At 36.3% G+C, this 12,442-nt stretch carries 11 protein-coding genes; 10 read left to right on the top strand and 1 reads right to left on the bottom strand.

Annotated elements, in window-relative coordinates; translation table 11 throughout:
* Positions 1 to 5 precede the first annotated feature (5 nt).
* The 8 genes from NV377_RS07195 to galU all read left to right on the top strand — a co-directional run bounded on the left by NV377_RS07195 (position 6) and on the right by galU (position 10,244).
* Positions 6 to 1,052: a hypothetical protein gene (locus NV377_RS07195; protein ID WP_258200522.1), complete on the top strand. Its 1,047-nt coding sequence runs from the start codon at positions 6 to 8 to the stop codon at positions 1,050 to 1,052.
* A 76-nt stretch (positions 1,053 to 1,128) separates the two neighbouring features.
* Complete coding sequence (locus NV377_RS07190) at positions 1,129 to 2,424, top strand: ABC transporter substrate-binding protein (RefSeq protein ID WP_258200521.1); 1,296 nt, start codon at positions 1,129 to 1,131, stop codon at positions 2,422 to 2,424.
* A gap of 2 nt (positions 2,425 to 2,426) precedes the next feature.
* Complete coding sequence (locus tag NV377_RS07185; protein ID WP_258200520.1) at positions 2,427 to 4,280, top strand: sensor histidine kinase; 1,854 nt, start codon at positions 2,427 to 2,429, stop codon at positions 4,278 to 4,280.
* Positions 4,258 to 5,868: a response regulator gene (locus NV377_RS07180; protein WP_258200519.1), complete on the top strand. Its 1,611-nt coding sequence runs from the start codon at positions 4,258 to 4,260 to the stop codon at positions 5,866 to 5,868. Before NV377_RS07185 ends, NV377_RS07180 begins: the two co-directional genes overlap by 23 nt.
* A gap of 306 nt (positions 5,869 to 6,174) precedes the next feature.
* Positions 6,175 to 6,810, top strand: coding sequence for an FMN-dependent NADH-azoreductase (locus NV377_RS07175; RefSeq protein ID WP_258200518.1), 636 nt, complete (start codon positions 6,175 to 6,177; stop codon positions 6,808 to 6,810).
* 225 nt (positions 6,811 to 7,035) lie between these two features.
* Positions 7,036 to 7,959 carry a diacylglycerol/lipid kinase family protein gene (locus NV377_RS07170; protein WP_258200517.1) on the top strand — a complete coding sequence of 308 codons (924 nt, stop codon included), beginning with the start codon at positions 7,036 to 7,038 and terminating at the stop codon, positions 7,957 to 7,959.
* Between the two features lie 227 nt (positions 7,960 to 8,186).
* Complete coding sequence (trhO, locus tag NV377_RS07165; RefSeq protein WP_258200516.1) at positions 8,187 to 9,140, top strand: oxygen-dependent tRNA uridine(34) hydroxylase TrhO; 954 nt, start codon at positions 8,187 to 8,189, stop codon at positions 9,138 to 9,140.
* Between the two features lie 225 nt (positions 9,141 to 9,365).
* Entirely contained in the window at positions 9,366 to 10,244 is an 879-nt protein-coding gene (galU, locus tag NV377_RS07160) for a UTP--glucose-1-phosphate uridylyltransferase GalU (protein ID WP_258200515.1), read from the top strand.
* 253 nt (positions 10,245 to 10,497) lie between these two features.
* On the opposite strand, the gene NV377_RS07155 is transcribed toward galU, so the two are convergent.
* Entirely contained in the window at positions 10,498 to 10,590 is a 93-nt protein-coding gene (locus NV377_RS07155; protein WP_258200514.1) for a YjcZ family sporulation protein, read from the bottom strand.
* 203 nt (positions 10,591 to 10,793) lie between these two features.
* Here NV377_RS07155 and NV377_RS07150 point away from each other — a divergent pair, with 203 nt between their 5' ends.
* Together NV377_RS07150 and NV377_RS07145 are read left to right on the top strand one after the other, a co-directional pair.
* Positions 10,794 to 10,922 carry a sporulation protein YjcZ gene (locus tag NV377_RS07150; protein WP_258200513.1) on the top strand — a complete coding sequence of 43 codons (129 nt, stop codon included), beginning with the start codon at positions 10,794 to 10,796 and terminating at the stop codon, positions 10,920 to 10,922.
* A 183-nt stretch (positions 10,923 to 11,105) separates the two neighbouring features.
* A complete protein-coding gene (locus NV377_RS07145) occupies positions 11,106 to 12,137 on the top strand; it encodes a CobW family GTP-binding protein (RefSeq protein WP_258200512.1) in 1,032 nt (343 codons plus the stop codon).
* The last annotated feature ends 305 nt before the right edge of the window (positions 12,138 to 12,442 follow it).

Below are 12,442 nucleotides of genomic sequence, written 5' to 3'. Positions count from 1 at the left end.
TGAAAATGACTAATCGATTGAAGATAGTTGGCGTGATCGTCACTATTAGTTTGGTAGCAACGATAATAACGGTATCGTTATTATCTCATCGTACAAGTTCTGAACCAGTCGCTAGTGTCGATGGTATTTTTATTATGCAAGATGAGTTTGAATTTTATCTGAATGCTTATTATGTTGCCGAGACGTACTCTTATTATAATAGAGAGTTTGGCATTGAACCGACAGAGGATTTTTGGACATCGATATATGACAACGGTACTCCTTTAGATTACATACATAATCAAACGTTAACTTATTTAACAAAAATAAAAACGGAATTGGGGTTAATGCAAGAAGCTGGAGTGTTAGTGCAAGTTTCATTCGATCAACTTCAATTGCAATGGAGGGAAGAAAATAAAAATAGGAGCAAGGCATTCCAACAAGGAAAACCAATATATGGACCAATAGAATATGGTTTGCAAGAATATATAGAATATCTAATAAGTAATGGAAAAACACGATTGAAAGAAAAATGGATTTCTGAAGGAGTAATATCTGTAACAGATCAAGAAATAAATGATCGTTATAAGCTATTAAGAACGACAAATTACAAGTACCCCGATCGAGTTGTTATAGAGTATATGGAGTGGATATATTCAGATGAAGATGAGAAAGTAGTAGTTAATATGATCGTCGAGAATTTACTTAATAGATGGAAAAGTGGAATGGGGTTGGAGACATTATTACAGCAACAAAACGTAGAGGGTAACGTAATTAAGAGAGTATTTGATGAGACAACTACTCGTTATGATGAACAATCGTTCTTACTCAGAGAAACTGCTTATCAACTAGATCCTGATCTAAGTGTAGTTACATTAGATACGGGGCATGGCTTATATCTAATAAGATGCATTGAAAGAGAAAATGAGCGATTTATGATGTTAGATGATATAGAAAGTCAAATTAGATCAGAACTTTTTCAAATTAAATACGATGAGTTAGTCTCGAAAGAAATTAACAATGCAGAACTTATTATTTATGATGAAATCATTCATAAGGTTTTTCCAATATAAATTACAAAAATAATGATTAATGCGTTTACATTTATAGTATGATAAGGCTAAACTTCAACATAATAGAGGGATGTCTATGAGATGGACGCACAATTTCAGAGTTAATACATTTATTCTACTTATAGTATTTCTATCGTTTGTACTTATTGCTTGTGAATCTAATAATAATGTTCCAATCAATAAAGAACCGGAAGAACCTATTCCTATTACATTGAAAATGGCTATTTGGAATTCAGATCCCAAATTCATCGCATATATGAATGAAAAAACAAAGGTATTTCAAGCAGTTTTGCCTTATGTAACGATAGAAGTGGAAGCGTTTTCGTCTGATAGCGACTATTTACAATCAATGAGAGTTAGATCCGCAGCTTCACAGTTGCCGGATCTCTTTGAGTTGAAGCCGAATTGGCTTCAACTATTCGAACATGATCTAATTACGCTTAATGATTATGATGTAACTGAGCGTAATGTAATTGCTGAACGCTTTGCAGTGAATGAAAAGATACTTGCAATCCCTACTTCACTGCAACCAGAGTGGATCTATTATCATCCAAGCGTGTTTGACAGATTACAACTTGAAATTCCTCAAACATGGAGTGAATTTATGACTGTCTTACAAGTGATCAAAGAGGATGGAGCAGTTATTCCACTTGCTTTAGGTGCAGCGGATGAATGGCCAACGTATCCATTTAATGAATTTTTGCCACATCTTCTTTCTGGTAATGAAACATACCTAAGTGATATGGCTAAGCAGTCGATGCCATTTGGTAAAGGAACTCCTTTCTACGATGGTTACATGAAAGTATCTCAGTTATATCATGCAGACATCACCGGACCTGACCCACTAAGTGTAGGGTGGAATGATGCAGTTGAGTTATTCATTGCTGGTGATGCCGCAGTTTTGGCTGCGGGTCAGTGGTTTATACCTCTATATCTAGCAGAAACTGGCGGATTAGAGGATATGAAAGCATTTCCACTGCCATATCGAGATAATGAGAAGGAACCATTACGTCAGATGTATTTCGCTGATCATTTTCTAGGTATTTCTCAAGAAAGTTTATATCAAGCGGAAGCGGAAGCATTTTTATCGTGGTATTTTTCACCTGAAAATTACAAGGACTATTTAGACAATACGATGTCCGAATCAGTATTTCGAGGAATATCTTCTACTAATGCGTTCACTAGAAAAATATTAGCTGAAACTGATGCTACACAATTTATTTACTTACCTGGTGATGAGCAATATACAAGACTATCAAATGCGATACAACTAGATGTTAAAACTCTAGGTCAAGATATGTTAGTTGGTCTGAGTGTGAATGAGATTGCTACTCAACTCAATGAAAGATGGAAGAAGGCTAAGGGGGAGTAATTGTGATAAGCAAGAGATGGTTCAAGCTACGTAAAGGTAGATGGAAGATTTCGATTATTGTTAGTTCATCATTTGTATTATTAATTACACTACCCCTTTGTATCATTACAGCTTTTGCTGTGGAATCATTTAAAGATATTTGGATCGAACAAACAACGGTACGTTCTAAGCAAGCACTTACTCAGCTTGAGGGGGCTGTTGATGCGCAAACTAAAGCAATAACGAATTCAGTAGCTACTATTGCTAATGATGCAGACGTCATATCTGCTGCTTCCTATACTTATTATTCAGAGGATAGACAAGAAAAATTATCTACAAGTCGGCTGCTAGAGTCACAATTACATAATTATTTTCACTATACGTCTGATGTTGCAACAGTATTGTTTTTCTATAAAGACAGAGGGATTCATTCTACTAAGGAGAACTGGCCTCTACAAGAATCACTATGGAGGTCTCAAGAGTGGTATGAAAAGGCGAAATCCCGATCTAACAAAGTAGTTTTAATGGGAACAGAGCAAAGTTTTTCAATGATTGGAGATGAACAACAATCATATGTTACAGCAGCGATAGCACCTAGCTTTGGTACAGAGTTATATGGTATTGAAATGATTTTATTTGTTTTTCATTCTAATAAGTGGATTGAACTAATGACAACTGATGAAGCTGGTGTACAATCTTTTGTTATTGATAAAGAAGGATTTGTAATCGCTTCTTCAATAGAGAGTACGATGCAAACGGGAATGAATGACCATGATCGATATCTTTCATCAGCATTAGCTACTGACCGTGGGCAATACATTGCTGAGGATCAAGGTGAAGAAGTTCTCGTAATGTATGAAACTGCTGATAATGGTTGGAAATACGCGCAGGTATTGCCTTACGCAAAATTAGTACAGCAACTAGATGGTGTTTATTGGCGAGTAATTGGTGTATCAGCAGCGGGTTTACTTATTTTTTTGGCAGTAGCTTATATATTTGCACATCAAATTGTTAAACCAATTCGTTCCCTTGTAGGTCAAATGTCAAAGGTTAAGATGGGGAATATGAAAGCAAAAATTGTAGCTTCTGGGCCATATGAAATTTATGCACTAGGTAATTCATTTAACGATATGGTCGGTGAACTTAATGAATATATTGGTCAAATCGAAGAAAAAGAAAAGCAAAAGCGCCTAACCGAAATTGCTGCATTACAATCTCAAATTAATCCTCACTTTCTATTAAATACATTAAATACGATTAAGCTTATGGCTGTTATATCAAAAGCCGACAATATTCAACGCATGACAGAGCTACTTAGTAAGTTGCTATCAGCCTCATTTAACCGTGGTGGAATGTATACTACTGTGGAAGAAGAACTATTGTTAACGGAGTACTATCTACAAATTATGAAAATACGTTATGGTGATGGCTTTGATGTTGAAATAGATGTGGATAAAGAAGTTAAAGGATTATATATGCTGAAACTATTACTTCAACCAATTGTAGAAAATGCGATAGTCCATGGACTACATCATATGGAGAAGAGAGGATTGCTTCGAATAACATGTTCTTTTCGAGCTAATGAGAAACGTTGTTTATTTACCATTGAAGATAACGGAAGAGGAATGACCTTAGAAGAGATTGAAAAAATTTGGAGTGGCAACGGCATAGAAAATAGTAAGTTCAATGGGATTGGATTACGAAATGTCAATGATAGGCTTCAATTAAACTATGGTTTCACTTATGGTGCAGAGTTAATTAGTGAGGTAGGTAAGGGTTCGACTGTATATATTTCTATACCTCTATTGCAGGATGAACCTGGTGCAGAATTAGAAATAGAAGGAGATGAGCGAGTTGCTTCGCGTACTTTTAGCTGATGATGAACCTATTGTAAGATTGGCTCTTCGAGAAATGATTGATTGGAATTATTATGGTTGTGAAATTGTTGGTGAAGCAGCCAATGGACGTGATGCTCTAACTATTATGAAAGACCGAAAGATTGATCTTGCTATTGTTGATATTCAAATGCCAGTTATAACTGGAATTGAATTAGTAAAACAGATAAAGGAATTAGAGTTAACTGAGGAATTCGGTATTGTCATGTTAAGCGCATTTTCCAATTTCAATTATGTTAGAGAAGCTTTCTTATATGGCGCACTTGATTACATTATCAAAGAGGATATGTCTCCAGATACGATTGGTGCTATGCTCACGCGAGTAGTAGAACCGCTATATGAAAGGAAATCAGAACGTAAACGACAAGAAGCAGAAAGTATTGATCGAATTGAGCAGCGCAAAGAAAAATCTTTATGGGAAATGGTAGAGGGGAATGAATCCGAAGATGCTATACTCGAGTTCACCCAATTAGAAGGACAACGGATTTTTCTTCTACAAATACTTGTTGATCATGATGGAATCAATAAGAATCATCTGTTGGATGAACGAACATCAAGATTTGTTATGCGAGCGTTTTTACAAGTATTCTCCTTGCAGAATGTATATTGTGTAGTTAGTGAGAGAGGTAAAGGAGCTTACGTATCCGTCGTAGCATTCCCTACTTCAATCGGAGATCAAGCGATACATAGCCAACTTATTGATCTGTTAACCCGTGCTACACAGCAAGTCAAAGAATATGTAAATATCTCACTTTCAATTGGAGTGTCGTCACCTTGTAGTCGAATAACTGATTGGGCAAAACGATATGAGGAAGCAAGCAGGCAAGCTGAGCTACGCTTTTTCAATGGTCAAGGTCGAGTGTTTATTGCGCAAGGCGGACAAGAAAATTTAATAGAGTCAATAAAACCTAATTGGACATCTCTACTTCAGTTTATTGCCAATTATGATGATCGATGGGAAAGTGAAGCTATTAGGCTTTTTAATGTATTGAAACGATCACATCACGGAAGATATGAAGATTGGATGCGTCCTTATCGTGCGTTAATTCGTGAATTAGAGTCACTGTTATATAGTAAAGGAATCTCATTAGAAAATATGTCGTTGTATCAAAGTACAGAATTCAGTGGAAGTTTGATTGGTGAACTCGAACATTTTATATATATTGAACGACTTCATGAGTGGTTATTGAAGATAATGCGAGCTTTCGTTGAACAATTGGATCCGTTAAAACAATTAGTTGATTCAGCGCCAAGAATGACCGAGAGAGTTAAAGTATGGATTGATAAGCATTATGGTGAATCGATTTCACTTACAGTAGCTAGCGAAATGGTAGGCGTGAGTGAAAGTTATTTAAGTAAAGTGTTTGCTAAGGAAATAGGTGAAACCTTCATCGAATATGTGACACGAAAACGTATCGATTCAGCAATCCAATTGTTACAGACTGGGATGAAGTTATATGAAATATCTGAACGAGTAGGTTATCCCAATCAAGGTTATTTCTCAAAAATGTTCAAAAAGGTTACGGGAAGATCACCGAATGAATATCGAGAACATCTAAGTTCTAATTAACTACCTATGAATTAACAGATATAGTGTGTCACATTAATGGCCACATTAAACATGTTGTCACTCTGATAATGATGTTAATTACAATAATATTAAAAATTATCAACCGATGATGTAGTAAATATTTATCGTTTATTTATTGATTTTATTTGAAAAATTTAATCGAGAGGGAAAAATTTGATTAAATGTTCATATTTTCGTACTATATTTTGTATAGTAGCTATTTATTTTATCGGTAATACAGGTTATAATGTAAAAGTATCTTAAAACTGAGAGACATAATTTCTAAGACATAAAGGAGAATGAGAAATGAAAAAAGTACTAATCGTAAAAGCAAATAACCGTCCAGCATCTGAAGGTGTTTCAAGCAAAATGTATGAAACATTTGCAGCAAATCTTAAAGGAGTAGAGGTATCAACATTTGATGTATTCGCTGAAGATATGCCGTATTTCGGTCAAGAATTCTTCGATGCATTTGGTAGAGCACAAGCTGGTACATTGACTGCTGAAGACCAACGTCGTCTTGGCGCAAAACAAAAAGCTATGGATGCTCTTACAGCTGCTGATGTAGTTGTATTCGCATTCCCACTTTGGAACCTAACAATTCCAGCTGCACTTCAAACATTCATTGACTACACTTACCAAGCTGGTTATTCATTCAAATACAACGAACAAGGTCAACTTGTTCCACTTTTGACTGATAAAAAAGCAATCTTCCTAAATGCTCGTGGTGGAGTTTATTCTGCTCCAGAAGCAGCTCCTATGGAGATGGCTGTTAACTATATGCGTAACGTTGTTGGCGGAGTTTTTGGTTGCCAAATCATCGATGAAGTAATTATAGAAGGTCATAACGCTTCTCCAGCACAAGCAGAAGCAATTGTTGCTGCTGGTCTTGAGCAAGTTAAAGCTGCTGCGGAAAAACTTTCTGTAGCTGCAACAGTTTAATTATATAATTTAATGTTATATTGATCTGACAAAAGAGCATCTATTCACAAGCATCTGCTTGTTAAATTAGATGCTCTTTTTGTTTGCCCAAATTTATTGATATCGAGCAATATCAAGTGACGATACCAAATTTTTGATCGTTATCTATGGGAAAAAACTGTAGACAAAATACGACAATCCTTTGTAAGCTTGTTGATAAGAACGCTTTCGAAGGAGAATTAAGAAGTGAAAGTTATTTTTATCGTGAATGAACAAGCTGGCGGTGGTAAAGGCGCATACGTTTGGGACAAAATAAAATCGCAACTTACCATTCCGTATATCGCTCATATATCCGATTATTCTGGTCATGTTGTTCATTTGGCTAAGCAATATACGATGGAGAAGGAAGTAGAGATTCTTTTATTAGCCGTTGGTGGAGATGGAACCATTCATGAGGTTATAGAGGGAGCTGCCGGCAACGTTCATATTCAAATAGGAGCAATGAAAGCTGGATCAGGCAATGATTTTGCTCGGGGATACCATATATTTAAGCAAGTTTCTGATGTAGAGAATTATTATTATCACCACTCCAGTAAACCGAGAGCAATGGATCTTGGTCAAATTACTTTGGAGGGTCAATCAGCACATAGTTTTGTCAATAATTCTGGGATTGGATTCGATGCATATATTACTACGACATTGAACCAATCGAAATTAAAGCGCTGGCTCAATTACGTGAAATTAGGCAGACTATCCTATATGTTACTTACAATATGGGCGTTGTTTACTTTCAAACGATTCGATGCCGTTGTTCATATTGGAGAACAAACGCATCGCTTCCGTAATGTGTGGTTTATTTCTATATGTAATGGTCCTTATTTTGGAGGTGGGATGAAGATATCACCTTCTTCCAAAAGCGATGATCAGCTATTAGAATTGACGGTTGTACATGATTTATCGAGAATGAAACTACTCTTAGTATTTATGACCGTATTTTGGGGGAAGCATGTGAATTTTCGTGAAGTGGAAATGTTACAAGCAGAGCGGTTTTCATTGAAGGTTGATTCACCTACAGTAAGTCATGTAGATGGTGAATTTCTTGGCAATGTGTCTCCTGACAAGACGATTAATTGTCAATTGGATTCACGTAAATGGTATTTGGCTAAATAATAATAAGATAATAGATATGTCTTATGACAAATCAAATAATAATAAAAAACGAGAAATATGCGAGAATCCAGTATATTACGATTGCAAATTGAACGTAGAGTAGCTATAATTTCTCTTATGCCTATGAATAGGCAGGGGTTCTTAATTATTGCTCTAATAGAGCTTAATAAGAATCACTCTATCAGGTTATATCCTGTAAATATACATGATAGGTGGTCAATGAGAAGATGGATTATCGTATTTTATTGTATTATCACTACACTACGATTGAAGACTCAGAATTATTTGCAAAAGAGCATTTAGCATTTTGTAAATCTTTAGAGTTAAAGGGTCGTATTCTTGTAGCGTATGAAGGAATTAATGGGACAGTTTCTGGCTCAGTTGAGCAAACAAATGCTTATATGGCATATATGAACGCTCATCCACTATTCCAAGGAATTGTATTCAAAATTGATGAATCAGAAACACATGCTTTCAAGAAAATGCATGTGCGTTCACGTCCAGAGCTTGTTAACTTAAGCTTAGAGGACGATATTAATCCATTAGAAGTAACAGGTCGTTATGTAGAACCTGCGGACTTCTATAAAGAAATGCAACAAGAAGATACAATCGTTATTGATGCTCGCAATACGTATGAATTTGATGTCGGACATTTTGAAGGAGCTATCCGTCCAGATATTGAATCATTCCGAGAATTGCCACAATGGATTAGAGATAATCATGAAATGTTAGATGGCAAAAAAATCTTAACATATTGTACAGGTGGTATTCGTTGTGAAAAGTTCTCAGGTTGGTTAGTTCGCGAAGGATATGAAGATGTTGGCCAGTTGCATGGCGGTATCGTGTCATATGGTAAAGATTCTGTCGCGAAAGGTCAATTATGGAACGGACAATGTTACGTGTTTGACGAAAGACTAGTTGTTCCTATAAATCAAGTTAATCCAGTTATTGTCGGAAAAGATCATTTTACTGGGGAACCTTGTGAGCGATATATTAATTGTGCTAATCCAGAATGCAATAAGCAAATTCTAGCTTCTGAAGAGAATGAGCATAAACATATGGGTAGTTGTACTCCAGCATGTGTAGAACATCCTCATAATCTTTACGTAGCGAGACATAATTTATCTACGGAAGAAGTACAACTTAGATTAAGTGCATTGCTGCAAGAAGTAACTAAATAATAATGAAGCTTACGTAAAATTCAATTGCATGTACAACATGAGTGACTAACTTTGTTGTATAGTGCGTGAATTGCACGTAAGCTTTTTTTGTTTGCGCTTTGTTTAGATCTCATAATTATTCTATTGTTATGCTATCTTCATACTATGCTCCACTTGTCCATACCATAAACATACGTTAAATGATATTATGATAAAAAGAGACATTGATAATAGGAGGCGTGTTAAATGAAGGTAAGGAAAGCAATAATTCCTGCTGCTGGACTTGGGACTCGATTCTTGCCAGCAACAAAAGCTCAACCAAAAGAAATGCTTCCAATCGTGGATAAGCCTACTCTGCAATTTATTATTGAAGAAGCGGTTGCTTCTGGCATAGATGAGATTCTAATTATTACAGGACGCAACAAAAAATCAATCGAAGATCATTTCGATAAATCCATAGAGCTTGAATTAGAACTAGAGGCTAAGGGTAAATTGGATCTTCTTGAAGAGGTTAGACAAATCTCTAATATGGTGAATATTCACTATATACGGCAGAAAGAGCCTAAAGGTCTTGGACATGCAATTTATTGTGCAAAAAGCTTTATTGGTAATGAGCCTTTCGCTGTATTATTAGGCGACGATATTGTACACAGTGATGTACCTTGCTTGCAACAGTTGATTGATGTTTATGAATATTACAACAATACAGTGCTTGGTGTTCAACAAGTGAAGGAATCGGACGTGCATAAGTACGGTATTGTGAACGGCAAGAAAATTGATAATCGTATCTATAGCGTAGATGATTTGGTAGAGAAGCCTGCTACCGAAAATGCTCCATCTAATGTTGCGATACTAGGCCGCTACATTATTATGCCTTCTATTTTTGGAATTTTAGAAAATACTTCACCCGGGGCAAATGGAGAAATTCAATTGACGGACGCATTGAATCAACTTGCTCGCAATGAAGCAGTTTACGCTTACGAATTTGAAGGACGTCGTTATGATGTAGGAGACAAACAAGGCTTTTTAGAAGCTACCGTGGAATTTGCACTACGTAGACCTCAATTACGCGAACCATTCCTTGAATATTTGCAAGGCATTGTTCAACAAAATGTTAAGGAGTAACTAGAACACTCATATATGAGATATTACTATCATCGTAATTCAATATAATGATGATGTGATATCTTTTTTTATGAAAAACCTATGATATTTATATGTATCAACATAAGAATAATAGGAAAAGACGCTAGATATTTTCTCTAAAATTTTAAATATGATTCAAGCCAATAAAAACAACAGCTAGATGATCTCGGGATCACCTAGCTGTTGTTGTATTGGCTTTTATTACTTGTTAATTACGAGAAGAGATATTGGGCTAGTTGCAAACACAAGCGATTACTACTAACAAGATGAAAAGAACCAAAATAAATGCAAAATTACTTCCTCTGTGACCAACGATTCCTGACATATAACATGCACCTCCTCAAGTAGTGACTACACTAATAATCTATGCAGAAGTTTAGTAATTGGTCTGGGTGCAACCGTGCAAAGTGAAAAGATAGGCTTGAGCGGAAATATCGATGTGTTATGGTCTATCTAGGCCCTGGCCCAAACCAAATAGGATGAATGACATATGATATGGTGTACCTTAACTTAAAGGAGATGACAAATATGAATTACGCTGCTAACGTTTCAGGTGGAGCTAATCATCATTTTCACGATGGAGGTTGTGGTGGATTCAACGTAAGTTGGATTCTTGTTCTATTCATCCTTCTAGTAATTATTAGTTGTGTTTGCTAATACGCGCTGCGCGGGCTCGAAAAGACCTATGGGTGAGAAATCACTCATAGGTTTTTTCCTATTTGTGTATGCTTCCGATGTAACTTTTCATCTACATAAAGTTACTTTCGGAAGCAAATGAAAAGTTTGAAGAAGTTGTTATATAATAGAAGAAACACATTAAAGAAAAGAAGGTAAATCCCCATGAGCACTCAAAAAATTGTTCCAATATACTTATTATCAGGATTTCTAGGAAGTGGAAAGACAACATTACTAACACAGATCGTAGAAAAAGCACAGGCTGCTGGCTTAACACCAGCTGTATTAATGAATGAATTAGGCGAAGTTAACTTTGATGGACAACTTGTTAAGAAGGATGTCGCGATGGCAGAAGTACTCGGCGGTTGTATCTGCTGTAGCATGCGTGGTGATTTGTCGTTAGAACTTAATCAATTACTGCAGCAATATTCTCCTGATCTTATCATTGTAGAGTCAACAGGTGCTGCGCATCCAATGGAAACAATAGATGCAATAACAGAAACATCGATGTACAAGCATGTAAAATTACAATCAGTTATTACAATTGTTGATGGAGAGCATTTACTTGATCGATCTAGATTAGTTAAAGATGCTACGTATCGCTTAATGCAGGATCAAATTCGTTGCGGCAGTTTGATTGTACTGAATAAATGTGACCGTCTTGATCCAGAAAAAGTAGTTGAGGCGGAGCAAACGTTGCGTGATTTAAATGAGCATGCGGAGATAATTACGACGGATCATTGTCAACTTAACAATTGGCAATGGCTACTAGAAGGTGCACAGTTAGATCAACCAGATTCATTACAGGTATTAAGACAGGGAGACACTCGTGATTATAATGATGTGAATGAAGGTAACCTAATTAAAGCGGTTCATCAGTCGGAGGGAGAACATAAGCATCATCATAAACATGGCGATCATACGCATGTTATGGCCTATACACACTATTGGAAAGGTAAGCCAAGCAGTGAGCAATTTGAGCAATGGCTTGCTAGTCTGCCCGCAAATATTTATCGAGCAAAAGGTATAGTTACATTCCGTGATGTTCCAAGTCGATTTTTATTTCAATTTGCTTATCGTGAATCTGATTTTATGCGAATTGATCCCCAAGGCGAAGTACATGATGTAGCAGTATTTATTGGTGAACATTTTGATCGGGAATGGCTCAAACAGCAATTAGCAATGCTCGAACTCTAAGAGGAAGTTCAAAAAGTGGGCTTTGATAACGATAAATATGCTAACGTAGCTTATTCGACATCGAATATGAAGCGAACTTGGGAAGTCCGGTCCGCGTGTACCAATAACGTACACTTGCGCTTCCTCCTTCCGCAAGTAGCGCTCCATCTTCTCGATTCTGAAAGCCCGATTTTTGAACCTTCATTGGAATAGGTAGTTCAAAAAGCGGGCTTTGATAACGATGAGAATGCTAACGTAGCTTATTCGACATCGAAGATGAAGCGAACTCCATATCACGCTAGGTTGATTATGCTTAACTGAAATGG

Source organism: Paenibacillus endoradicis (assembly GCF_024721975.1).
The sequence above is the reverse complement of the archived record's forward strand: the minus strand, read 5'-3'. Positions and strand labels throughout refer to the sequence as shown.